A 22,909-nucleotide genomic window follows, 5' to 3' on the forward strand; every position below is an offset into this window, starting at 1 on the left:
TCCCTTCGGTGCCCGCGATGAACATCGACACCCGTATCAAATTCCGCCACCTGCTGTGCTTTCTCGAAATCGCTCGCCAGCGCAGCTTCGCCAAGGCGGCCGATGCCCTGGCGGTCAGTCAGCCGGCGATTTCCAAGACGCTCAAGGAACTGGAGGAGATCCTCGAGGCCAGCCTGTTCGAGCGGGGCAGGAACGGGGTGAGTCTGACCGCTGCTGGCGTCGCCTTCATGCGTTACGCCGGGCCCTGCGTGCAGGCGCTGCGCGATGGGGTGAACAGTCTTCGCGAAGGTGAGCACGAGGCCGGCCAGGTGCGAGTCGGTGTGCTTTCTACTGTAGAGAGCCTGCTGATTCCCGAGGTGGTGCGACGCCTACATCAGCGTCACTCGGCGCTGGTGGTCAGCGTGGCCACCGGGCCGGGTGCCTACCTGCTCGGTCAGTTGCGCGTTGGCGAGCTGGACCTGGTGGTCGGACGCATGACCGACAGCCCGGACATCCAGGGCCTGACCTTCGAGCATCTGTACAGCGAGTCGATGAGCCTGGTGGTGCGCCCCGGTCACCCGCTGCTGGCCGCAGGCGCCGCCACACTGGGGCGGCTCGGCGATTACCCGCTGGTGTTGCCGACGGCGGGCACCACCATCCGCAAGCACGCCGACAGCCTGTTCGTGCAGTGCGGGGTGACGCCGTCGCGGCAGCGCCTGGAGACCCTGTCGCCGGCGTTGAGTCGGCGCTACGTGCTGTCCGGCGATGCGCTGTGGGTGGCGCCGCAGGACGCGGTGTGCCTGGACGTGCAGCGTGGCGAGCTGGTCGAGCTGCAGCTGGGCGTGCAGGAACCAGGCGGCTCGGTGGGTATCTGTCGCAACAGCGCGCTGGCACTGCCGCTGGCTGCCGAGCAGTTCTGCGCAGCGCTGCGTGAGGTGGCCGAAGCCTACCGCGAAGGGTTGTTTGCATAACCATCTGGTTATGGTGTGGCGGCGTCTTTTCAATATTCCCCGCGTCTGCTTTGTCGGAAACTGTGCTTCAGCCTGATCCCAGGTCGACTCCACAATACTCACAACAGGAGCGCACCATGCCTGCCGAGGACAACCGCCGTTTCGTCATTCGTGACCGCAACTGGCACCCCAAAGCCCTGACGCCCGATTACAAGACCTCCATCGCCCGTTCGCCGCGCCAGGCGCTGGTGAGCATCCCGCAGTCGATCTCCGAGACCACCGGCCCGGACTTCTCGCACCTGAAGTTCGCCGAGCACGACAACGACCTGCTGCTCAACTTCAACAACGGTGGCCTGCCCATCGGCGAGCGCATCATCGTTTCCGGCCGGGTGATGGATCAGTACGGCAAGCCGATCCCGCATACCCTGGTGGAGATGTGGCAGGCTAACGCCGGCGGCCGCTACCGGCACAAGAACGATCGCTATCTGGCGCCGCTCGACCCCAACTTCGGCGGTGTCGGCCGGGCACTGACCGACAGCGAAGGTCGCTATATCTTCCGCACCATCAAGCCCGGACCCTATCCGTGGCGCAACAACCCCAACGACTGGCGCCCGGCGCATATCCACTTCTCGCTCAATGGCCCATCGATTTCCACTCGCCTGATCACCCAGCTGTATTTCGAGGGTGATCCGTTGATTCCGCTGTGCCCGATCGTCAAGTCCATCGCCAACCCGGACGCGGTACAGACGCTGATAGCCAAGCTCGACATGAGCACGGCCAACCCGATGGATTGCCTGGCCTACCGCTTCGATATCGTGTTGCGCGGCCAGCGGAAGACCCATTTCGAGAACAAATGAGGAGGATGCCCCATGCCTGTTGAATTGCTGCCGGAAACCCCCTCGCAGACCGCCGGCCCCTACGTCCATATCGGTCTGGCCCTGGCCGCCGCCGGCAACCCGATCCGTGAGCAGGAAATCTGGAACCAGATGGCGAGGCCCGAAGCCCCGGGCGAGCACATCGTGCTGGTCGGCCATGTCTATGACGGCAACGGCCATCTGGTGCGCGATGCTTTCCTCGAACTGTGGCAGGCCGACCACCAGGGCCAGTACGACGAGGATTACGACCTGTCCAAAGCGTTCAACGGTTTCGCTCGTACCGCCACCACCTTCGACGCCGGCAGTGAGTGGACCGCTTACACGGTCAAGCCGGGCGTGGTGAACAATGCTGCCGGCGTGCCGATGGCGCCGCACGTGAACGTCGCGCTGTTCGCCCGCGGCATCAACATTCACCTCAACACCCGCCTGTACTTCGAAGACGAGGCCGAGGCCAACGCCAAGGATCCGGTGCTGAACCTGATCGAGCAGCCACAGCGCCGCGAGACGCTGATCGCCAAGCGCTGCGAAGTGGACGGCAAGCCGGCGTACCGTTTCGACATCCGCATTCAGGGTGAGGGCGAGACGGTCTTCTTTGACTTCTGAGTTGTGCTCGCAGACCTTGCGCTTCATCGAAGCGCAAGGTCTGCATCTGGACGATGCCCAGCAACGGACGCTCGCCCGCCTGACCGATTGGTTGCAGGCGCGCATTCGGCCGTCTGGCTGGCGGCGCCGGCCTGCGGCTGGCGCTTACCTGTGGGGCGGTGTCGGGCGTGGCAAGAGCCTGTTGCTGGCGGCCTTGTTCGAGGCCGCGCCAGTGGCCAGCAAGCGCCGGATGCATGTCCATGCGCTGCTGCAGGACGTGCAGCGCCGTCTGCTGGTGCATGCCGGCCAGGCTGATCCGCTGCAGCGCGTGGCCGACGAACTGGCCCGCGAGGCACGGCTGCTCTATCTCGATGAATGCCATGTCCATGACATCGGCGATGCAATCCTGCTCGGGCGCCTGTTGCAGACCCTGATCGAGCGCGACTGCATCCTCCTGTTCAGCTCCAACTACACCCCGGCACAGTTGTGTCCCAACCCGCTGTATCACAGTCGTTTCAAACCGTTCGCCGAGCTGCTGCAGCGCCGCTGCCTGGTGCTGCAGATGGAGGCCGGCCCTGACTACCGTGCCCACAGCACGCGGCACTGGGGGCTTTACCTGCAAGGCCCTGCCAGATTGCTGGAGGCGCGGCTGGCGCATCTACCGGCCACGTCTCAGTTGCTTGTGCAGCGCCGCACTCTGGCACTGCGCGGCATGGATGAACGAACGATCTGGCTGGACTTCGCCGCACTGTGCCGACAGCCGCTGGCCAGCAGTGACTACCTGCAGCTATGCCAGCGTTTCGCGCACATCGCCATCGGTGAGTTGCCCGCACTGGGGCGTTGCACGCTGGACGAGCAACAGCGTCTGATCAACTTCATCGACATCGCTTACGACCGTGCTTGTGAACTCTGGCTGCAAGGCGAGCGCCCTCTCGATGTGCTGTGTGCAGGTGTCTCGCACGGCGACTTTTCCCGTACTCGCAGTCGCTTTGCGCAACTGCGCCAAGAACAAGCGGAGAGCCTGGCATGCTAGCGGTTCTGAGCATTACCGCACCGATCTTCATCCTCATCGGTCTGGGCTTTCTCTCGGCTCGCGTCGGGCTCGTCAATCGGGAACAGGTGCGCGGCATGGGCACCTTCGTCATCTACTTCGCGCTGCCTGCGCTGGTGTTCAAGGCGCTGGCCGAGCGCAGCCTGAGCGAGGTGCTCAACGGGCCTTATCTGGCAGCTTATGCGATGGCCTCGCTGAGCCTGTTCGGCATTGGCCTGCTGGTGGCGCGACGTTGGCGCGGTCTGAATCTTTCCAGCAGTGCGATCCTGGCCATGGGCATGGCCGTGCCCAATAGCGGCTTCGTTGGTTACCCCATTGCGGTCATGGTGATCGGCCCCACGGCGGCGCTGGCCATGGCGCTGGGCATGCTGGTGGAAAACCTGCTGATGGTCCCTCTGGCTCTGGCGCTTGCCGAAGCCGGCCAGCAGGGCGGGCGCGGCTGGACGGTGGTGCGCGAAACGGCGCTGCGCCTGCTGCGCAATCCGCTGATCATCGCCATCGTGCTGGGTCTGGTCATGTCGATGCTGGCGCTGCGTCTGCCGACGGTTCCGGCACGTGTCATCGACATGTTGGCCGCAGCCTCGGCCCCGGTGGCACTGTTCGTAATCGGCGCCACGCTCAACGGTATGAAAGTCGGCGGCATGGCGGCGGATCTGGCCCAGACCTCCATCGGCAAATTGATCCTGCATCCGCTGCTGATGTTCGCGGCTTTGGCGCTGGTGCCAGGCATCGACCCGACGCTGATGGTGGCCGGCCTGCTGTTCGCCAGCGCGCCCATGATGAGCGTGTTCCCGATTCTCGGCCAACGCTTCGGCCTGGAGGAGCGCTGCGCGGCCTCACTGGTCGGTTGCACCGTGCTCGCCTTCTTCAGCGTCAGCATCCTGCTGGTGTTGCTGCGCTGGCAGGGCCTGTTGCCGGACTGAGAGTTGGTGGTGCGCGTGGCGCACCTTGCGTTCAGGCATGGCGCCTGTGGGAGGCGCTTCAGCGGCGAGGCGTCGCCGATACGCCGGCTGATGATGATCGGCGAAGTGGCCTGCGCCTCCTGCAGCGGCGCGTAGTCGATGTGCGGAACGGACGATGTGCGCGTGTGCGCAGGTGCGCCAGTCGAGGATTCGGGAACGCAGATGCGCAGGAAGACAGCTCCGCTTCGACGCAGGTGTGCGGTTCTCGCAGAGCTGTATTGCGATTGTCAGCTATTGCTGTGGGTGAATTTCTCGTAATACAGATGGCCATTGTCCGGGCCATTCTCTTCGAGCCAGTGTTTGACCGAGTCGACCATCGGCGGTGGACCGCACAGATACATGTCGAACGCCTGGGCGCGCAGGGCCTCAGCGTCCATATGTTCGATCACGTAACCGCGCTTGCCCTGCCAGTTCTGCGCCTCGTCGCTGATCACCGGGGTGAAGCTGAAGCCGGGAATACGCTCGGCGTAGCCCTGGATACGCGATAGTTCGCACAGATCCGCCACCTGACGTACGCCGTAGTACAGCTGTACCGGCTGGCCGCAACCGCCGCGTTCGGCCAGTTCATCGAGCATGCCGAGGAAGGCGGACAGCCCGGTGCCACCTGCTACCAGCACCAGTGGCCGTTCGACATGGCGCAGGTAGAAGGTGCCCAGGGGCGCTTCCAGGTGAATTACGTCACCCACCTGACAGCGTTCGCGGATGTAGTCGCTCATGACCCCGTGCGGCAGCAGGCGGATTAGAAACTGCAGCTTGTTGTCCGCACCCGGCCGGTTGGCGAAGGAGTAGGAGCGGCGGGCGTCAGTGCCGGGCACGTGCAGGCGCGCGTATTGTCCCGGCAAGAAGTCCAGCTGCTGGCTGTCGCTGCCGTCCAGGTGGAGGATGGCGGTGGTCGGTGAAACCTGCTCGACGTGGCTGACCACGCCGCGCCACTGCACCGCTTGGGCGGTGCTGCAGCGGCTGGCATCGAAGTCGAAGTAGAAGGAGGCGTCCGACTTCACACGGGTCTGGCAACTGAGAATCCGGCGCTGGGCGAGGTCCTGTGGCGAGAGGGCTTCCTCATCCACATAGTCCATTTCATAGAGACCCGACTCGCAGCGGCCCGCGCAGGTTCCACACACGCCTTCACGGCAGTCCAGTGGGATGTTGATGCCGTTGCGCAGGGCGGCATCGAGCAGGATTTCATTGTCTTGCACGGCGAAAAACAGGGTTTTGCCGTCGGCAAAACTGAAGGCGACCTTGTGCGTCATGAGCTGTCTGTCCGGCTGTTCAGAGGTGGTAGAAATCGAGCACCGCGTTGATGGTGTCGTTGAGCAGCACGATGTGCTTGCGGGTGATCTTCCAACTCTCGCCGTGCGGTTTGAGGTGATAGGTGGCGTAGCCGAAGAACTGGTCGCTCGCGCCGAGGCGGTGGAACAGCGTCTGCCAGTTGGTCTTCACTTTCAGTTGGCCGTCTTGAGCCTCGGCGATACGCACGTTGCTGATCATGTGCAGGGTGCGCGGCATCGGAATGGTGGAGGCGGCTTTGCCAGTGCGAATGCGGAACACGCGGTCTTCCAGGCCCGAGCGGTTGGCGTAGTAGATCAGCGACATACTGCGCTTGGGGTCCTGGGTGTAGGTGTGCTCGCTTTCCCATTGCGGCAGGTGGTACTCGCACTGCTCATCGAACAGGTCCAGGTAGGCATCCCAATCCTGTGCGTCGCACAGCGCCGATTTGCGGTAGAGAAACTGCTCGACCTGGTATTGCAGTTGCGCGTTCATCATTGCACCTCCTTCAGGCTCAGAGCTTTCTTGGCCAGACCTTCGAGCAAAAAGCGCTGCCAGCTGCCTTGCTGGTTCACGTAGAGACCTTCGTGGGTTGCCTCGGTGCCGGTCATCACAGGTGTGATGCCGAGGGTTTCGCTGTTGGCGGTGGGGCCTGTACGCCACTTGTCGTAACCGCGCGAGATGTCGCTCCAGCGCTCCAGGCGTCCCTGGAAGCCGCGCTGCTGTTCGCGAAACTCCACCAAGTCATCCGGTGTGCCCATGCCTGAGACGTTGAAGAAGTCTTCGAACTGGCGGATGCGGCTTTCACGGTCGGCGTCGGATTCACCCTTCACGCCGATGCATTGGCTGATGACTTCAGTCTTGTTCCAGGCCAGCGGACGGACGATGCGCAACTGGGAGCTGATCTGGTCCATGAAGAACAGGCTGGGATAGATGTTCAGGTTGCGCAGGCGATGCATCATCCACTCGGCGCGGGCCTTGCCATAGGTTTCGACCAGACGTGGCATGACGGTCGCATAGCCGGGACGCACGCTGGGGTTGGGCATGTCACTGAACAGCACGCTATGGCCGTTGTGGAAGGAAAACCAGCCGTCGTCGGTCTGCGCATCACCAGCACCGAGTTTGCTGTAGTCCAGGGTCTGGCTGGTGGTGCCGGCTTCGGCGTTGACCTGCTGGCGGTGTTGTACGGTGGCCACGTAGTTGTAGTGCACGGTACTCACGTGATAACCGTCCAGGCCGTTCTCGTTCTGCAGTTTCCAGTTGCCGTCGAAGGTGTAGGTGGAGCGTCCCGGAATGACCTCAAGTTCGCCGGTGGGGGATTGCGCCACCATCATGTCGAAGAACACACGGGCGTCGCCGAGAAAATCTTCCAGGCTGTCGCTGGCGGTGACGTCGAGACTGATGAAGACGAAGCCCTTGTAGCTCTCGATGCGCGCCTTTTTCAGGCTGCGCGTGGCTTTGTCGAAGCTCTCCGGGTATTCGCCCGGCGCCTTGACCTTAACCAGACGGCCATCGCTCTTGTAGCACCAGGCGTGGAAGGGGCAGGTGAAGGTGGACTGGTTGCCCTTGCTCACGCGCGTCAGTGTGGCGCCACGGTGCTGGCAGGCGTTGACCAGAGCATGCAGTTGGCCATTGCCGTCGCGGGTGATGATGATCGGCTGGCGGCCGGCGCGCATCGTGATGAAGTCGTTCGGCTTGGCAATCTCGCTCTCGTGGCAGGCGTAGATCCAGTTGCGTTCGAAGATCAGCTCCATCTCCAGATCGAAGAGTTCTGGCTCGGTGAACATGTCGCGGGCGATACGGAACACGCCCTCATCGGGGCGGAAGTCCAGGCAGCCGCTTATGTAGTCTTTCCACTGTTCAATGCTTTTGTTGGAGGTATTCATGGCGTCGCACCTTGCACGTCAGGCAATTCGAGATGCCATTAGAAAGAGTGCGGCAAATGCCGGTCTATCCGCTTAGTTGACGAAGTCGGGCCGCTTATTTGATAGGGATGACAGAAGCTGGAGTTTGGTAGCCCTTGGTAACGCTTCGGGGCAATTGCGGGCGATGGGGTAACGCTTTGTCGGCGTTCATCTGCTGTCAGGGAGTAGAGCGTGGTGAGCGGCGATGCGCGTTGATCAGCGTCGCTGCCTCGCCTTCAGAGCGGCCACCGGCGGGTTAAAAAGCTTCGAAAATGCTCATTTAACCTGTGAAAACTCCACTTTCCGCCTGTTTTTCTGGGCAATGTCGGCATTGCGCCGATTACTTGGCCAGAGCTTTCAGGGATGCCGACAGGTGAAGGTTCACCGAGTCTGGCCGAAAAGCGCACGATTACTATCCGTTTCTTTCGGTTCGCTGTCAGGCAGGTCTTGATGGCATACCGCTTGCGTTGAATGCATCGAGTGCGTCGTCAGAACGCGCCTGCCTATTGCCGTGTCGAGAGTTGCGTGATGAATAGCCCCTCCCAGCATTATCGAGATATCTCCGCCGATCATTACGATCTAGCCGGAGCCCGTGCCTGGATGGCCACTGTTTGCGGGCCGCATCATCTATATGTGGCCCGGCCTGAGTGCATTGAATTTCACCACAGTGGCAACGTGCTGCCTTCGATGTCGACGACACTTGGTTATGTCGAGTACGGCACGGATGTCACTATCGGCATCGGTGATGGTCATGCGCTGAACTGTTACAGCCTGAGTCTGCCGCTTAGCGGCGAGCAGGAGTTGGAAAAGGGCGGTCAGCGACTGCTATCGGACCGAGGCTGTGGCGTGATCGTCTCGCCTCATGAAACGCAGCGGCTGACCATCGCCGGCAACTGCCACAAGCTGCAAGTCGCCATTGGCCGTGCGGCCATGCAGAAAACCCTCGAAGAACTGCTGCAGCGTCGGGTGGATGCTCCGCTATGTTTCGAGCCGCGAATGAATGCCTTGAAGGGGGCGGCTGCCGGCTGGTGGCGTATGGTTCGGCACCTGAGCGATGAGCTGGAGCACAGTCGCGACCTTTACGGACAGATGCTTTTCACCCGTGATATCGAAAGCGCTCTGATCAAGGGCTTGATTCTTTCTCAGCCGAGCAACTACGCCGACGAACTGCGTGAACGTCTGGCGCTCAAGTTGCCGCATTATCTGGTGCGTGCGCGTGACTTCATTCATGCCCATGCCCGCGAGCAACTGGCGCTGGATGATGTCGAGCAGGTAGCAGGCGTTTCCCGCTTCAAGCTGTTCGAGGGGTTCAACCGCTACTTTGGGCAGACGCCCATGGCGTACCTGAAAAAATACCGTCTGACAGCCGTGCGCCAGGAGCTACTGGAGGATCGCTTTGCGCGCAATATTTCGGTTATCGCCATGGCCTGGGGGTTCAATCATCTTGGGCGCTTTGCCAGCGAATACCGCAAGTTGTTTGGCGAAACGCCCACGATGACCCAGCAACGCCTGAAAGCGTTGCGACGGCCATGAGGTGCTGCGGCGGGGTGCCCCGCGTTTTGGATACTCAGTCGGGCCGTGCTCAGGCCATTTAGGGTAGCCGGGAAACTGGCTTAGATGGCAATCCACATTGACCCCCTGGTCGTGGTGCCGAATTGCGATTACCGCACAATGGTTCGATAATCGCCTGGTGCTGTCCATTCCGTTTCGGAGGCCCCATGAGCGAAACCCGTCCGCCGCTTACCAGTCTTGCTCCGCCGCCCTACGTGTCGCCGGCCAAGCGTATCGAGGAGTTCGCCGGCGATCCCAATTTCATGACCTCCCTGGCTCGCGGCCTGGCGGTGATCAATGCCTTCCAGGAGCGCAAGCGTCACCTGACCATCGCCCAGATCAGCCACCGCACCGAGATTCCTCGCGCCGCCGTGCGCCGCTGCCTCTACAGCCTGATGAAGCTGGGCTACGTCACCACCGACGGGCGTACCTATTCGCTGCTGCCCAAGGTGTTGACCTTGGGCCACGCCTACCTGTCGTCGACGCCTTTGGCGGTGTCCGCCCAGCCCTACCTCGACCGCCTCAGCGAGCAACTGCACGAGGCTTGCAACCTGGCCACCCTGGAAGGTGAGCAGGTGTTGTATATCGCCCGTTCGGCGATTCCGCAGCGGTTGATATCGGTGGATCTCAGTGTCGGCAGCCGCCTGCCGGCCTACTGCACGTCCATGGGCCGCATCCTGCTGGCCGCGCTGGACGACGACCAGCTCCAGGACTACCTGGCTCACGCCGAACTGCAGCCCAAGACCAGCCGCACCTTGCACACTCCCGAGGCGCTATGGGAATGCCTGCAGCGCGTGCGTCACCAGGGCTGGTGCGTCGTCGATCAGGAACTGGAACAGGGCCTGCGTTCGCTGGCAGTGCCGGTGTATGACTCTGCCGGCCACGTGCTGGCGGCGATGAACGTCAGCACCCACGCCGGCCGCGTGCCGGTCAGCGAGTTGGAGAAGCGCTACCTGCCGCTGATGCTCAGCGCCAGCCGCGAGCTCAGTAGCCAGTTGTTCCGGCCGGCCTGAGCGGCCGCCTCGACGCTTGCTCGTAGGCGCTGCGCTCCGGGGCGAAGGTGCGTTGTCTGCTCGATCGCTTTCGCCCCGGGGCGGGGCTCCTACAGAGGCTGCGGGGGGCGGTCCTGCTACGCCACTTCACGAAACCGGGCGGTAATCGCCCGCAGCGATATTCGTCCAAGATCCGATTGCCTAAGCTCGTCGAGCCGCTAACCTGCTGCGGTCAACCGTTGATCGGTTTGTGATCAGGTATGGGCCATTTGCCTGTATCTATGGTTCGAGCGAGGAGGGCTGCCTTGGCCCGTCAGTACCCGCTACTCAAATAACAATGATAAGAGTGCCGTGAGTCATGGACTGTCGCCTGCTGAACGAGAAGAGTCGGCTGTTCGCCAATGCCGATCCCTATGCGGTATCCGACTACGTCAACCAGCATGTCGGCTCGCACTGTATCCGCCTGCCCAGCAGCGGCCGTCCGGCCGCCAGCCTCAGCCATCGCAGCTTCGCGAGTCTTGACCTGTGCCGTATCAGCTACGGCGGCAGCGTGCGCGTCACCACGCCGGCGCTGGAGACCATCTACCACCTGCAGGTGCTGCTACAGGGCCACTGCCTGTGGCGCGGCTACAGCCAGGAACACTACTTCACCCCCGGCGAACTGCTGTTGATCAACCCGGATGATCCGGTCGACCTGACCTATTCCGACGATTGCGAGAAGTTCATCGTCAAGCTGCCGGCCCAGTTGATCGAGCGCGCCTGCAGCGACAACCACTGGCAGCGCCCGGCCGATGGCGTGCGCTTCGCCTCGCGCCACCAGCTGCAGCAGCTCGAAGGCTTCACCAATCTGCTCGGTCTGGTCTGCGACGAGGCCGAGAGCGAGCAGTCGCTGCCATCGGTGCAGGAGCACTACACGCGGATCATCGCCAGCAAGCTGCTCGGCCTGCTGGGCAACAATGTCAGTCGTGTGGAGTTGGCCGAGAGCAACCCTTCGTTCGAGCGCCTAGTGCAGTTCATCGACGACAACCTCAAACAGGACATCAGCCTCGAGCAGCTGGCTCAGCTGGCCCATATCAGCCCGCGCTCGCTCTACGGGCTGTTCGACAAGCATCTGGGCACCACGCCCAAGCACTACATCCGCCAGCGCAAGCTGGAGCGGGTGCATGCCTGCCTCAGCGATCCGTCGGCCAAGGTGCGCAATATCACCGAGGTGGCGCTGGACTACGGCTTCCTTCACCTTGGCCGCTTCTCCGAGAGCTACAAGAGCGCCTTCGGCGAACTGCCCTCCGATACCCTGCGTCGCCGCGAGTCCTGATTTCCCGCCTTCTCGGTGCGCGCGGCGCACCCTACGCCCGATGAAGCGTCGCGCAGGCCCCGTCATCTCTGGCTTCTACGACCTTGGTCGCACCCTGCAGAAAACGGATAAAGGTCCTGCACGAACTGGATATTGTCGGACAATCAGGCGGCATAGCCTTGGAACCGTTGAAACAATAACAACGGAGCCATGGCCATGAACCTGGGACTCGACTACCTCAATAGCCTGCTTGAAGAAGACAAGGACAAGGGCATTTTCCGCTGCAAGCGCGAGATGTTCACCGACCCCCGGTTGTTCGACCTGGAGATGCAGCACATCTTCGAGGGCAACTGGCTGTACCTGGCCCACGAGAGCCAGATCCCCAACGTCAACGACTACTACACCACTCACATGGGGCGCCAGCCGATCTTCATCGCGCGCAACAAGGACGGTGAACTCAACGCCTTCATCAACGCCTGCAGCCATCGCGGCGCCATGCTCTGCCGCTTCAAGAGCGGCAACAAGGCCAGCTACACCTGCCCGTTCCACGGCTGGACCTTCAACAACAGCGGCAAGTTGCTCAAGGTCAAGGATCCCAAGGAAGCCGGCTACCCGGACAGCTTCAACTGCGACGGCTCCCACGACCTGAAGAAGGTCGCCCGCTTCGAGTCCTACCGCGGCTTCCTGTTCGGCAGCCTTCGTGAGGACGTGGCTCCGCTCGAAGAGTTCCTCGGCGAGTCGAAGACGATCATCGACATGATCTGCGACCAGTCCAGCGAAGGCCTGGAAGTGCTGCGCGGCTCCAGCACCTACGTCTATGAGGGCAACTGGAAGCTGCAGGCGGAAAACGGCGCCGACGGCTACCACGTCACCGCCGTGCACTGGAACTACGCCGCCACCCAGCAGCAGCGCAAGCTGAAAGAGGCCGGCGACGATATCCGCGCCATGAGCGCCGGCGGCTGGGGCAAGAAGGGCGGCGGTTTCTACTCGTTCGAGAACGGCCACCTGCTGCTCTGGACCCGTTGGGACAACCCCGAGGACCGCCCGCTGTTCGCCGACCGCGAGCGCCTCGCCGCCGAGTTCGGCGAAGCCCGTGCCGACTGGATGATCGGCCACTCGCGCAACCTCTGCCTGTACCCCAACCTGTACCTGATGGATCAGTTCGGCTCGCAGCTGCGCATCGCCCGCCCGCTGTCGGTGGACAAGACCGAAGTGACCATCTACTGCATCGCGCCCAAGGGCGAGAGTGCCGAGGCCCGCGCCCGTCGTATCCGCCAGTACGAGGATTTCTTCAACGTCTCCGGCATGGCCACCCCTGATGACCTGGAAGAATTCCGCGCCTGCCAGCAGGGCTTCGCCGGCCGCGCGATGGAGTGGAACGACATGTCCCGCGGCGCCAAGCACTGGATCGAAGGCGCCGACGACTCGGCCCGGGAGATCGACCTGCAGCCGTTGATGAGCGGCGTGCGCACCGAGGACGAGGGTCTGTTCGTGCTGCAGCACCACTACTGGCAGCAGCAGATGATCCAGGCGGTGAAGAAAGAACAGGACCAACTGATCCACGTGGAGGGTGCGTAAATGAGCCTTTCCTATGACGCCGTGCGCGACTTCCTCTACCGCGAGGCGCGCTACCTGGACGACAAGCAGTGGGATCAGTGGCTCGAGCTGTACGCCCCGGATGCCGAGTTCTGGATGCCGGCCTGGGACGATGCCGATCAGCTGGTGGAAAACCCGCAGACCGAAATCTCGCTGATCTGGTACGGCAACCGCGGCGGCCTGGAGGACCGGGTGTTCCGCATCCGCACCGAGCGCTCCAGCGCCACCATCCCGGATACCCGCACCTCGCACAACATCAACAACATCGAGATCGTCGAGCAGGAAGAGGGCCTCACCAAGGTGCGCTTCAACTGGCACACCCTGAGCTTTCGCTACAAGACCGTCGATCACTTCTACGGCAGCAGCTTCTACACCCTGGATACCCGCGGCGAGAACCCGCTGATCAAGGCCAAGAAGGTGGTGCTGAAGAACGATTACGTCAGACAGATCATCGACGTCTACCACATCTGAATCCGCTGCAGCGCTGCCGGCGGGGCCATTGGCTCCCGTCGCGGGCTTCTGCACGCCGCCAACCGCATAGCGAGGTGCGCCATGAGCCACAAGATCGCACTGAATTTCGAAGACGGGGTGACCCGCTTTATCGACGCCAACCTGGGTGAGACGGTGGCCGACGCCGCCTATCGCCAGGGCATCAATATCCCGCTGGACTGCCGCGATGGCGCCTGCGGCGCCTGCAAGTGCTTCGCCGAAGCCGGCCAATACGACCTCGGCGAGGAATACATCGAGGACGCCCTGAGCCAGACCGAGGCCGAGCAGGGCTACGTGCTGACCTGCCAGATGCGCGCCGAGAGCGACTGCGTGATCCGCGTGCCGGCGTCGTCGCAAGTGTGCAAGACCCAGCAGGCCAGCTTCGAGGCGGCCATCAGCGCGGTGCGCAAACTGAGCGACAGCACCATCGCCCTGTCGGTCAAGGGCGAGGCGCTGAGCCAGCTGGCCTTCCTGCCGGGGCAGTACGTCAACCTGCAGGTGCCGGGTAGCGAGCAGAGCCGCGCCTACTCCTTCAGCAGCCTGCAGAAGGACGGCGAGGTCAGCTTCCTGATCCGCAACGTGCCGGGCGGGCTGATGAGCAGCTTCCTGAGCAACCTGGCCAAGGCCGGCGACAGCATCAGCCTGGCCGGCCCGCTGGGCAGCTTCTACCTGCGCGAGATCAAGCGCCCGTTGCTGCTGCTGGCCGGTGGCACCGGCCTGGCGCCCTTTACCGCAATGCTGGAGAAGATCGCCGCCGAGGGCAGCGCGCACCCGCTGCACCTGATCTACGGCGTGACCCACGACCATGACCTGGTCGAGTTGGACAAGCTGGAAGCCTTCGCCGCGCGCATCCCCGGTTTCAGCTTCAGCGCCTGCGTGGCCAGCCCCGAGAGCAGCTACCCGCACAAGGGCTACGTCACCCAGCACATCGAACCCAGGCACCTCAACGACGGCGAGGTGGACATCTATCTGTGCGGCCCGCCGCCGATGGTCGAGGCGGTCAGCGCCTGCATCCGCGAACAGGGCATCGCGCCGGCCAATTTCTATTACGAGAAGTTTGCTGCCAGCGCATAGGCGCGGGCGGGGCAGTCGTAGCCCGGATGAAATCCGGGGGAAGTCCACGAACCAGTCCCGGATTGCATCCGGGCTACGGTCGCACCATTTGATTGAGGTCGACAGATGAACAAGCGTTTCCAAGACAAGGTCGCCGTGGTCACCGGCGCCGCCCAGGGCATTGGCCGACGGGTCGCCGAGCGGTTGCTGGATGAGGGCGCGCAGGTGGTGGCGGTGGACCGCTCCAAGCTGATCAATGAACTGGCCGAGCAGGTCGGTGTGCTGTGCCTGACCGCCGACCTGGAGCAGGCCGGCGACTGCCAGGGCGTGATGCAGGCGGCGGTCGAGCGTTTCGGCCGCCTGGACATCCTGATCAACAACGTCGGCGGCACCATCTGGGCCAAGCCGTTCGAGCACTACGAAACCGCGCAGATCGAAGCCGAAGTGCGTCGCTCGCTGTTCCCCACGCTGTGGTGCTGCCACGCCGCATTGCCACAGATGCTGAAGCAGGGAAGCGGTGCCATCGTCAACGTCTCCTCCATCGCCACTCGTGGGGTCAACCGTGTGCCCTACGGCGCGGCCAAGGGCGGCGTCAACGCACTAACTGCCTGCCTGGCGTTCGAGACTGCCGAGCGCGGCATTCGCGTCAACGCCACCGCTCCTGGCGGCACTGAGGCGCCGCCGCGACGCGTCCCGCGCAACGCCGCCGAGCCGAGCGACCAGGAGAAGGCCTGGTACCAGCAGATCGTCGATCAGACCGTCGAGAGCAGCCTGATGAAGCGCTACGGAACCCTCGACGAGCAGGTCGGCGCGATCCTCTTTCTCGCCTCCGACGAGGCCTCCTATATCACCGGCGTGACCCTGCCGGTGGGTGGCGGGGATCTCGGCTAGTCCCCTGATCGCGTAGGAGCCGGCTTGCTGGCGATCCATCAACTGCATCGCCCGCAAGCGGGCTCCTACAAACATCAACCGAGCAGTTCACAACAAAAACAAAACCGAGAACCGATGCCATGCGACAGATAGACGTTCACCCCGTTATCGATAACGCGCGTTTTTCCCGCTTTCACTGGATGGTCATGGCGCTCTGCGCGCTGCTGCTGATCTTCGACGGCTACGACCTGTTCATCTTCGGCGTGGTGCTGCCGTCGATCATGCAGGAGTGGAACCTGACCCCGCTGGAGGCCGGCGCCCTGGGCAGCTACGCGCTGTTCGGCATGATGTTCGGCGCCCTCGGCTTCGGCACCCTGGCCGACCGGATCGGGCGCAAGAAGGGCATCGCCATCTGCTTCGTGCTGTTCTCCACGGCGACCATCCTCAACGGCTTTGCCTCCAGCCCCACCGAGTTCGGCATCTTCCGCTTTATCGCCGGGCTAGGCTGCGGCGGGCTGATGCCCAACGCCGTGGCGCTGATGAACGAGTACGCGCCCAAGCGCCTGCGCAGCACTCTGGTGGCGGTGATGTTCAGCGGCTACTCGCTGGGCGGTATGCTCGCTGCCGGCGTCGGTATCTACATGCTGCCGCGCTTCGGCTGGGAATCGATGTTCTTCGCCGCCGCCGTGCCGCTGCTGCTGTTGCCGCTGATTCTGTGGAAGCTGCCGGAGTCGGTGGGTTTCCTGGTGCGCCAGGGTCGCCATGAGCAGGCCCGCGCGGTGCTGGCCAAGGTCGAGCCGGGCCTGCGGATCGACGCCGCCGACCAACTGCAAATGAGCGATGGCAAGGGCCAGGGCGTTGGCGTATTCGAGCTGTTTCGCGACGGTCGTGCGCTGCGCACCCTGTGCCTGTGGCTGGCGTTCTTCTGCTGCCTGCTGATGGTCTACGCGCTGAGCTCCTGGCTACCGAAACTGATGGCCAACTCCGGCTACAGCCTGGGGTCCAGTCTGTCGTTCCTGCTGGCGCTGAACTTCGGCGGCATGGCCGGAGCGATCCTCGGCGGCTGGCTGGGCGACCGCTTCAACCTGGGCAAGGTGATGGTGGCCTTCTTCGTCGCCGCCGCCGCCTCGATCAGCCTGCTGGGCTTCAACAGCCCCACGCCGGTGCTCTACGGGCTGATCTTCATTGCTGGCGCCACCACCATCGGCACGCAGATTCTGCTGTACGCCGGTGCCGCGCAGTTCTACGGCCTGTCGATCCGCTCCACTGGCCTCGGCTGGGCCTCGGGCATCGGCCGCAACGGCGCTATCGTCGGCCCACTGCTCGGTGGTGCGCTGATGGCGATCAACCTGCCGCTGCAACTGAATTTCATCGCCTTCGCCGTGCCCGGGGCCATCGCTGCCCTGGCCATGGCGGTGTTCACCCTCAGCGGCCAGCGGCGCCAGGCGGCAGCGACCGCGGCGCTGGTGTCTGCCAAGGCCTGAGCCGCATGCCGAGCCCCTGCCTGTGAGCAGGCAGGGGGCCCGTCGTTCCGACACCGAGCGCCTTCCGCTGCCGGAAGGCCACACTGACTTGCGAGGCTGACATGCAGGCTTTGCTGCGCGACTGTTCTCTGCCCGCCCTGGTGGCCGGGCTGCTCGCCACCACCATCTCCTACGCAGGGCCGCTGGTGCTGATCTTCCATGCCGCGGAAAGCGCCGGCCTGTCGCAGGCGCTGCTGTCTTCCTGGGTCTGGGCAATTTCCATCGGCAGTGGCGCGTTGGGCCTGCTGCTCAGCCTGCGCTACCGCACGCCGGTGGTGATCGCCTGGTCGATCCCCGGCAGCGCGCTGCTGGTCGGCGCCCTGCCGGAACTGGGCCTGAACCAGGCCATCGGCGCCTACCTGGTGGCCAACCTGATCCTGCTGCTGATTGCCCTGAGCGGCAGCTTCGACCGGCTGATCGCCAAACTGCCCGGTTCCATCGCTGCTGGCCTGCAGGCCGGCATTCTGTTCGCCTTCGGCATCGAGGTGTTCAAGGCGCTACCGGAGCAGCCGTTGCTGATCGTCAGCATGTTCGCCACCTACGTGCTGCTGCGCCGAATCGCGCCGCGTTATGCGGTGGCCGGTGTATTGCTGGTGGGCGCGGCGCTGACCCTGCTCGGCGGCCAGCTGCGCAGCGAGGCGCTGGTGCTGGAACTGGCTACGCCGCAGTGGATCGCCCCCGAGTTCAGCCTGGCCGCCAGCCTCAACCTGGCGCTGCCGCTGGTGCTGGTGGCGCTCACCGGGCAGTTCATGCCGGGCATGGCGGCGCTTCGCGGCGCCGGCTATGACACACCGGCCAGCCCGATCATCGGCGCCAGTGCCATTGGTGGCGCGCTGTTGGCGCCGTTCGGCTGCCACGGCCTGAACCTGGCGGCGGTCACCGCCAGCCTCTGCACCGGCCGCGAGGCTCATGAAGACCCCAAGCGGCGCTACATCGCCGCAGTGGCCGGCAGCCTGGCCTACCTGCTGCTGGGCATTGGTGGCGCCACCCTGGTGTCGCTGTTTGCCGCCTTTCCCGCCGCGCTGATCGCCGCCCTCGCGGGGCTCGCGCTATATGGCGCGTTCAGTGAGGCGCTGGCGCGCAGCCTGAACGAGCCCAGGGAGCGCGACGCCGGGCTGTTCACCTTTCTGGTGACGGCCTCCGGGGTGAGTTTTCTCGGTTTGTCGGCGGCCTTTTGGGGCCTGCTGTTCGGTCTCGCCGCACACCTGCTGTTGCGAGCACGGCAGCAATCGCCAAGCGCCACGAGTAACCCGAGGGCCGCGCCGGTGCGCGAGTGAACAGCGCTATATCCGCGTCTGGACCGGCTTTCGTAGGGTGCGCCATGCGCACCAACCATTGCCACATCGCGCGTATCAACAGTTGCCGTCTGTATTGGTGCGCACGGCCTAGGCGGCCCCGCGACCCCCTACAAACCGCGATATAGCTCCAATCGACCCGATCCATCTACCCCCAACCGGCTTCCCAATGGCTGCCGGGCGGGTTTCTGCAACCTCGATAACAACAAGAGCACGCTACCGATGAAACACAGCCCACGCCTTTGCCTGCTGTCCACCGCCATTGCCGCCTGCCTGCCGAGCCTGAGCCAGGCTGGCGAGGGAGGGTTTATCGAAGACGCCAGCGCCACGCTCACGGCGCGCAACTACTACTTCAGCCGCGACTTTTCCGACATCGTCGGCCCTAACCGGCAGTCCAAGGCCGAGGAGTGGGCGCAGGGCTTTATCCTCAACGTCAAATCCGGCTACACCCCTGGGCCGGTGGGGTTCGGCGTGGATGCCATCGGCCTGCTCGGCCTCAAGCTCGACAGTAGCCCGGATCGAGTCAATACCGGTCTGTTGCCAACCCGCGAGAGCGGCAAGGCCGCCGACGACTACAGCCGCCTGGGCCTGGCAGCGAAGCTGCGTGTGTCCAGGACCGAGCTGAAGGTGGGCGAATTGCAACCCAACCTGCCAGTGCTGACCTATTCCGATATCCGCCTGCTACCGCCCAGCTACCAGGGCGTCAGCGTCGTCTCCAACGAGTTCGCCGGGCTGACCCTGCAGGCCGGGCATCTCAATTCCACCAGCCTGCGCAACGAGGCTGGCGACGACAAGATGCTCGCCATGCTCGGTCACCTGCCGCAGCGCGCGGCGACCAGCGACGCTTTCAACTACGCCGGCGGCGACTATGCCTTCAACGCCGGGCGCACCACCGCCAGCGCCTGGTACGCGCAGCTGGAAGACATCTACGACCAGCGCTTCCTCGGCCTCAAGCACAGCCAGCCGGTTGGCACCTGGACCCTGGGCGCCAACCTCGGCTTCTACGACTCGGCCGAAGACGGCAAGCAGTTGCTCGGTGAGATCGACAACCAAGCGCTGTTCGCCCTGCTGTCGGCCAGGCACGGTGGCCACACCTTCTATATCGGCTACCAGGCGATGTTCGGCGATGACGCCTTCCCGCGCGTATTCGCCAACGTCAGCCCGCTGGGCAACGAGGTGCCGACATTCGAGTTCGCCTCGGCCGACGAGCGCTCCTGGCAGCTGCGTTACGACTACGACTTCGCAGCCATGGGCTTACCGGGCCTGGTGGCCGGGGTGCGCTACATCCGCGGCGACAACGTCGATGTCCAGGCCACCAACCGTGGCGGTGCGCGCTACGAAGGCAAGGACTGGGAGCGCGATCTGGATATCGGCTACACGCTGCAGAGCGGCGCGCTCAAGGGGCTCGGTGTGCGCGTGCGCAACGTCACCGCGCGCTCCAACTACCGCAGCGATATCGACGAGAACCGCCTGATCCTCAGTTACACCTGGAACCTGCTGTAAGGCGCTGTCAGCACCATTAATCAGGAATGGTTCGATAATCGCACGATAAGGCGATTATCGGATTGTTCCGCCGCATGGCGCGCCCTAATCTGAACTCACCGCCACCCCTGCCCGGTGGCACCTGCAACCCAAGCGAGAACAACACGATGGCCGACATCATCACCCTGGGCGAAGCCATTTCGCGCCACGTCAACGACGGCGACTGCGTCGCTCTCGAAGGCTTCACCCATTTGATCCCCACTGCCGCCTCCCACGAGCTGATCCGCCAGGGCAAGAAAGACCTGCATCTGGTACGCATGACCCCGGACCTGGTCTACGACTTGCTGATCGGCGCCGGTTGTGCGCGCAAGCTGACCTTCTCCTGGGGTGGTAACCCCGGCGTCGGCTCGCTGCACCGTCTGCGCGATGCGGTAGAGAAGAAGTGGCCGAACGCCCTGGAAATCGACGAGCACAGCCATGCCGACCTGGCCAACTCCTATGTCGCTGGCGCCTCCGGCCTGCCGTTCGCCCTGCTGCGTGCCTATGCCGGCTCCGACCTGCCGAAGGTCAATCCGAACATCAAGTTCATCGACTGCCCCTTCACCGGCGAGAAGCTGGCGGCTACCCCGGCGGTGCGCCCGGACGTCACCGTGATCCACGCGCAGAAGGCCGACCGCAAGGGCAACGTGCTGCTGTGGGGCATCCTCGGCGTGCAGAAGGAAGCGGCCCTGGCGGCCAAGCGCTGCATCGTCACGGTCGAGGAAATCGTCGACGACCTCAAGGCGCCGATGAACGCCTGCGTGCTGCCGAGCTGGGCGTTGACCGCCGTGTGCCACGTGCCTGGCGGCGCGCACCCGTCCTATGCCCACGGCTACTACGAGCGCGACAACCGCTTCTATCAGGCCTGGGACCCGATTGCCCGCGACCGTGAAACCTTCAGCGCCTGGATCGATGAATACATCCGCGGCACCCAGGATTTCGCCCAGTTCCGGGAAAAGATCGCCCAAGCCAAGATTGCGGAGGCCAAGTGATGAGCCACTACAGCACCAATGAAATGATGACCGTCGCCGCTGCCCGCCGCCTGAAGAACGGCGCGGTCTGCTTCGTCGGCATCGGCCTGCCGTCCAAGGCTGCCAACCTGGCGCGCCTGACCTCCTCGCCAGACGTCGTGCTGATCTACGAATCCGGCCCCATCGGTGCCAAGCCCAGCGTGCTGCCGCTGTCGATCGGCGACGGTGAGCTGGCCGAAACCGCCGACACCGTGGTGCCCACTGGCGAAATCTTCCGCTACTGGCTGCAGGGCGGGCGCATCGACGTCGGTTTTCTCGGCGCGGCCCAGGTCGACAAGTTCGGCAATATCAACACCACCGTGATCGGCGACTACCACAACCCGAAAGTGCGCCTGCCCGGTGCCGGCGGCGCGCCGGAGATCGCTGGTAGCGCCAAGGAAGTGCTGATCATCCTCAAGCAGTCGCATCGCACCTTCGTCGACAAGCTGGCCTTCATCACATCGGTCGGTTTCGGCGAGGGCGGCGACCACCGTCAGCAGCTCGGCCTGCCCGGCAAGGGCCCGGTGGGTATCATTACCGACCTGTGCATCATGGAGCCGGAAGCCGGTAGCAACGAGTTCATCGTCACCTCGCTGCACCCGGGCGTGACCCGCGAGCAGGTGATCGAGAATACCGGCTGGGCCATCCGTTTCGCCGACGACCTGGCCGTGACCGAGGCGCCGAACGACACCGAGTTGGAAGCGCTGCGCGCCCTGGAAGCGCGCACCGCCGCCGCCCACGGTCAGGCCGGGGGTGAGGAATGAGCCGCGACGTTTACATCTGTGACGCCATTCGCACGCCCATCGGCCGCTTCGGCGGCGGCCTGGCGCCGGTGCGTGCCGACGATCTGGCGGCGGTGCCGCTGAAGGCGCTGATCGAGCGCAATCCGCAGCTGGATCTGGCCGCCATCGACGAAGTCTTCATGGGCTGCGCCAACCAGGCCGGTGAGGATAACCGCAACGTCGCGCGTATGGCGCTGCTGCTGGCCGGCATCCCCGACAGCGTGCCGGGGGTGACCCTCAACCGCCTGTGTGCTTCCGGCCTGGATGCGGTGGGCAGTGCCTTCCGTGCCATCGCAGCCGGTGAAATGGAACTGGCCATTGCTGGCGGCGTGGAGTCCATGTCCCGTGCGCCCTACGTGATGGGCAAGGCCGACAGTGCCTTCGGGCGCAACCAGAAGATCGAGGACACCACCATCGGCTGGCGCTTCATCAACCCGCTGATGAAGGCGCAGTACGGCGTCGACGCCATGCCGCAGACCGCCGACAACGTCGCCGACGACTATCAGGTCAGTCGCGCCGACCAGGACCTGTTCGCCCTGCGCAGCCAGCAGCGCGCTGCGCGGGCACAGGCCGAAGGCTTCTTCGCCGAGGAAATCGTCCCGGTAGTGATCAAAGGCAAGAAAGGTGAGGCGGTGGTCGACACCGACGAGCATCCGCGCGCCGACACCACTCTGGAAGCGCTGACCAAGCTCAAGCCGGTCAACGGCGAGGGCAAGACGGTCACCGCCGGCAATGCCTCGGGCGTCAACGACGGCGCCGTGGCGCTGATCCTGGCGTCCGCCGATGCGGTGAAAAAACACGGCCTGACCCCGCGTGCCAGGGTGCTCGGCATGGCCAGCGCCGGCGTGGCGCCACGCGTAATGGGCATCGGCCCGGTGCCGGCGGTACGCAAGCTGCTGGAGCGGCTGAACCTGGGCATCGACCAGTTCGACGTGATCGAACTCAACGAAGCCTTCGCCGCCCAGGGGCTGGCGGTGATGCGCGAGCTGGGTTTGGCCGACGACAGCGACAAGGTCAACCCCAACGGCGGCGCCATCGCCCTCGGCCACCCGCTGGGCGCCAGCGGCGCGCGCCTGGTGCAGACCGCGCTGCATCAGCTGGAGAAATCCGGCGGCAAGCTGGGCCTGGCGACCATGTGCGTGGGCGTGGGCCAGGGGTTGGCGCTGGCCATCGAGCGGGTGTGAATGACATCTGTAGGGGGGGCTTTAGCCCACCATGTCCACTATGGCTATTGGTGGGCTAAAACGGATCTCCGCCCGGCCCACCCCAAGGCCCGGTCATCGAGCGGGTGTGAACCTTGTGGGAGGCGCTTCAGCGGCGACGCCTTTAAGCCGTCGCGGCTAAAGCCCCTCCCACAGACGCCC

At 64.1% G+C, this 22,909-nt stretch carries 21 protein-coding genes; 18 read left to right on the forward strand and 3 right to left on the reverse strand.

Annotation, left to right across the window (positions count from 1 at the left end; all coding sequences use genetic code 11):
• Positions 1–17 precede the first annotated feature (17 nt).
• The 5 genes from pcaQ to INS93_RS04720 all read left to right on the forward strand — a co-directional run bounded on the left by pcaQ (position 18) and on the right by INS93_RS04720 (position 4,360).
• Positions 18–950, forward strand: a complete 933-nt coding sequence (pcaQ, locus tag INS93_RS04700) for a pca operon transcription factor PcaQ (protein WP_017675565.1) — start codon at positions 18–20, stop codon at positions 948–950.
• 116 nt (positions 951–1,066) lie between these two features.
• Entirely contained in the window at positions 1,067–1,786 is a 720-nt protein-coding gene (gene pcaH, locus INS93_RS04705) for a protocatechuate 3,4-dioxygenase subunit beta (RefSeq protein ID WP_160017036.1), read from the forward strand.
• Between the two features lie 12 nt (positions 1,787–1,798).
• The gene (gene pcaG / locus INS93_RS04710) at positions 1,799–2,407 is read left to right on the forward strand and encodes a protocatechuate 3,4-dioxygenase subunit alpha (RefSeq protein WP_192980486.1); all 609 of its coding nucleotides are present in this window, start codon (positions 1,799–1,801) and stop codon (positions 2,405–2,407) included.
• Positions 2,397–3,419 (forward strand): cell division protein ZapE, encoded by a 1,023-nt coding sequence (gene zapE, locus INS93_RS04715; RefSeq protein WP_226945337.1) that lies wholly within the window; start codon positions 2,397–2,399, stop codon positions 3,417–3,419. Before pcaG ends, zapE begins: the two co-directional genes overlap by 11 nt.
• Positions 3,413–4,360 (forward strand): AEC family transporter, encoded by a 948-nt coding sequence (locus INS93_RS04720; protein WP_192980487.1) that lies wholly within the window; start codon positions 3,413–3,415, stop codon positions 4,358–4,360. The genes zapE and INS93_RS04720 overlap by 7 nt, the downstream gene beginning before the upstream one ends.
• Positions 4,361–4,626: 266 nt before the next feature.
• Here the strand turns inward: INS93_RS04720 and antC are convergent, their stop codons facing one another.
• The 3 genes from antC to antA are packed head-to-tail and all read right to left on the reverse strand — an operon-like array spanning position 4,627 to position 7,551.
• Positions 4,627–5,649, reverse strand: coding sequence for an anthranilate 1,2-dioxygenase electron transfer component AntC (gene antC / locus INS93_RS04725; protein WP_192980488.1), 1,023 nt, complete (start codon positions 5,647–5,649; stop codon positions 4,627–4,629).
• 19 nt (positions 5,650–5,668) lie between these two features.
• Positions 5,669–6,160: an anthranilate 1,2-dioxygenase small subunit gene (antB, locus tag INS93_RS04730; protein WP_192980489.1), complete on the reverse strand. Its 492-nt coding sequence runs from the start codon at positions 6,158–6,160 to the stop codon at positions 5,669–5,671.
• Positions 6,160–7,551 carry an anthranilate 1,2-dioxygenase large subunit gene (antA, locus tag INS93_RS04735; protein ID WP_192980490.1) on the reverse strand — a complete coding sequence of 464 codons (1,392 nt, stop codon included), beginning with the start codon at positions 7,549–7,551 and terminating at the stop codon, positions 6,160–6,162. The genes antB and antA overlap by 1 nt, the downstream gene beginning before the upstream one ends.
• Positions 7,552–8,097: 546 nt before the next feature.
• Here antA and INS93_RS04740 point away from each other — a divergent pair.
• The 13 genes from INS93_RS04740 to pcaF all read left to right on the forward strand — a co-directional run bounded on the left by INS93_RS04740 (position 8,098) and on the right by pcaF (position 22,729).
• Complete coding sequence (locus tag INS93_RS04740; protein WP_192980491.1) at positions 8,098–9,102, forward strand: AraC family transcriptional regulator; 1,005 nt, start codon at positions 8,098–8,100, stop codon at positions 9,100–9,102.
• A gap of 185 nt (positions 9,103–9,287) precedes the next feature.
• Positions 9,288–10,133: an IclR family transcriptional regulator gene (locus tag INS93_RS04745; RefSeq protein ID WP_160017045.1), complete on the forward strand. Its 846-nt coding sequence runs from the start codon at positions 9,288–9,290 to the stop codon at positions 10,131–10,133.
• A 337-nt stretch (positions 10,134–10,470) separates the two neighbouring features.
• Entirely contained in the window at positions 10,471–11,427 is a 957-nt protein-coding gene (locus INS93_RS04750; RefSeq protein ID WP_192980492.1) for an AraC family transcriptional regulator, read from the forward strand.
• 195 nt (positions 11,428–11,622) lie between these two features.
• On the forward strand, positions 11,623–12,984 hold the full coding sequence (gene benA / locus INS93_RS04755; RefSeq protein ID WP_192980493.1) for a benzoate 1,2-dioxygenase large subunit: 1,362 nt from the start codon (positions 11,623–11,625) through the stop codon (positions 12,982–12,984).
• Positions 12,985–13,473 (forward strand): benzoate 1,2-dioxygenase small subunit, encoded by a 489-nt coding sequence (gene benB / locus INS93_RS04760; protein ID WP_122109117.1) that lies wholly within the window; start codon positions 12,985–12,987, stop codon positions 13,471–13,473. It begins immediately after the preceding gene.
• Between the two features lie 81 nt (positions 13,474–13,554).
• Positions 13,555–14,565 (forward strand): benzoate 1,2-dioxygenase electron transfer component BenC, encoded by a 1,011-nt coding sequence (benC, locus tag INS93_RS04765; RefSeq protein WP_192980494.1) that lies wholly within the window; start codon positions 13,555–13,557, stop codon positions 14,563–14,565.
• Between the two features lie 105 nt (positions 14,566–14,670).
• Positions 14,671–15,435 (forward strand): 1,6-dihydroxycyclohexa-2,4-diene-1-carboxylate dehydrogenase, encoded by a 765-nt coding sequence (locus INS93_RS04770; protein ID WP_192980495.1) that lies wholly within the window; start codon positions 14,671–14,673, stop codon positions 15,433–15,435.
• Positions 15,436–15,554: 119 nt separating this feature from the next.
• Positions 15,555–16,898: an MFS transporter gene (locus INS93_RS04775; RefSeq protein WP_192980496.1), complete on the forward strand. Its 1,344-nt coding sequence runs from the start codon at positions 15,555–15,557 to the stop codon at positions 16,896–16,898.
• Between the two features lie 101 nt (positions 16,899–16,999).
• A complete protein-coding gene (locus tag INS93_RS04780; RefSeq protein WP_192980497.1) occupies positions 17,000–18,214 on the forward strand; it encodes a benzoate/H(+) symporter BenE family transporter in 1,215 nt (404 codons plus the stop codon).
• A 240-nt stretch (positions 18,215–18,454) separates the two neighbouring features.
• Entirely contained in the window at positions 18,455–19,735 is a 1,281-nt protein-coding gene (locus INS93_RS04785; RefSeq protein WP_192980498.1) for an OprD family porin, read from the forward strand.
• A gap of 146 nt (positions 19,736–19,881) precedes the next feature.
• The gene (locus INS93_RS04790) at positions 19,882–20,745 is read left to right on the forward strand and encodes a CoA transferase subunit A (RefSeq protein WP_192980499.1); all 864 of its coding nucleotides are present in this window, start codon (positions 19,882–19,884) and stop codon (positions 20,743–20,745) included.
• Positions 20,745–21,527 (forward strand): CoA-transferase subunit beta, encoded by a 783-nt coding sequence (locus INS93_RS04795; RefSeq protein WP_160017055.1) that lies wholly within the window; start codon positions 20,745–20,747, stop codon positions 21,525–21,527. The genes INS93_RS04790 and INS93_RS04795 overlap by 1 nt, the downstream gene beginning before the upstream one ends.
• Complete coding sequence (gene pcaF, locus INS93_RS04800; RefSeq protein WP_192980500.1) at positions 21,524–22,729, forward strand: 3-oxoadipyl-CoA thiolase; 1,206 nt, start codon at positions 21,524–21,526, stop codon at positions 22,727–22,729. The genes INS93_RS04795 and pcaF overlap by 4 nt, the downstream gene beginning before the upstream one ends.
• Positions 22,730–22,909 lie beyond the last annotated feature (180 nt).

Source organism: Pseudomonas sp. EggHat1 (assembly GCF_014892995.1).
GTDB classification, from domain to species: domain Bacteria; phylum Pseudomonadota; class Gammaproteobacteria; order Pseudomonadales; family Pseudomonadaceae; genus Aquipseudomonas; species Aquipseudomonas chaetocerotis.

Excerpts from the sequence above, each read along its gene's own strand:
- pcaQ (WP_017675565.1), top strand. The coding sequence starts at position 18 with ATGAACATCGACACCCGTATCAAATTCCGCCACCTGCTGTGCTTTCTC.
- pcaH (WP_160017036.1), top strand. The coding sequence starts at position 1,067 with ATGCCTGCCGAGGACAACCGCCGTTTCGTCATTCGTGACCGCAACTGG.
- pcaG (WP_192980486.1), top strand. The coding sequence starts at position 1,799 with ATGCCTGTTGAATTGCTGCCGGAAACCCCCTCGCAGACCGCCGGCCCC.
- INS93_RS04720 (WP_192980487.1), top strand. The coding sequence starts at position 3,413 with ATGCTAGCGGTTCTGAGCATTACCGCACCGATCTTCATCCTCATCGGT.
- antC (WP_192980488.1), bottom strand. The coding sequence starts at position 5,649 with ATGACGCACAAGGTCGCCTTCAGTTTTGCCGACGGCAAAACCCTGTTT.
- antB (WP_192980489.1), bottom strand. The coding sequence starts at position 6,160 with ATGAACGCGCAACTGCAATACCAGGTCGAGCAGTTTCTCTACCGCAAA.
- antA (WP_192980490.1), bottom strand. The coding sequence starts at position 7,551 with ATGAATACCTCCAACAAAAGCATTGAACAGTGGAAAGACTACATAAGC.
- INS93_RS04740 (WP_192980491.1), top strand. The coding sequence starts at position 8,098 with ATGAATAGCCCCTCCCAGCATTATCGAGATATCTCCGCCGATCATTAC.
- INS93_RS04745 (WP_160017045.1), top strand. The coding sequence starts at position 9,288 with ATGAGCGAAACCCGTCCGCCGCTTACCAGTCTTGCTCCGCCGCCCTAC.
- INS93_RS04750 (WP_192980492.1), top strand. The coding sequence starts at position 10,471 with ATGGACTGTCGCCTGCTGAACGAGAAGAGTCGGCTGTTCGCCAATGCC.
- benA (WP_192980493.1), top strand. The coding sequence starts at position 11,623 with ATGAACCTGGGACTCGACTACCTCAATAGCCTGCTTGAAGAAGACAAG.
- benB (WP_122109117.1), top strand. The coding sequence starts at position 12,985 with ATGAGCCTTTCCTATGACGCCGTGCGCGACTTCCTCTACCGCGAGGCG.
- benC (WP_192980494.1), top strand. The coding sequence starts at position 13,555 with ATGAGCCACAAGATCGCACTGAATTTCGAAGACGGGGTGACCCGCTTT.
- INS93_RS04770 (WP_192980495.1), top strand. The coding sequence starts at position 14,671 with ATGAACAAGCGTTTCCAAGACAAGGTCGCCGTGGTCACCGGCGCCGCC.
- INS93_RS04775 (WP_192980496.1), top strand. The coding sequence starts at position 15,555 with ATGCGACAGATAGACGTTCACCCCGTTATCGATAACGCGCGTTTTTCC.
- INS93_RS04780 (WP_192980497.1), top strand. The coding sequence starts at position 17,000 with ATGCAGGCTTTGCTGCGCGACTGTTCTCTGCCCGCCCTGGTGGCCGGG.
- INS93_RS04785 (WP_192980498.1), top strand. The coding sequence starts at position 18,455 with ATGAAACACAGCCCACGCCTTTGCCTGCTGTCCACCGCCATTGCCGCC.
- INS93_RS04790 (WP_192980499.1), top strand. The coding sequence starts at position 19,882 with ATGGCCGACATCATCACCCTGGGCGAAGCCATTTCGCGCCACGTCAAC.
- INS93_RS04795 (WP_160017055.1), top strand. The coding sequence starts at position 20,745 with ATGAGCCACTACAGCACCAATGAAATGATGACCGTCGCCGCTGCCCGC.
- pcaF (WP_192980500.1), top strand. The coding sequence starts at position 21,524 with ATGAGCCGCGACGTTTACATCTGTGACGCCATTCGCACGCCCATCGGC.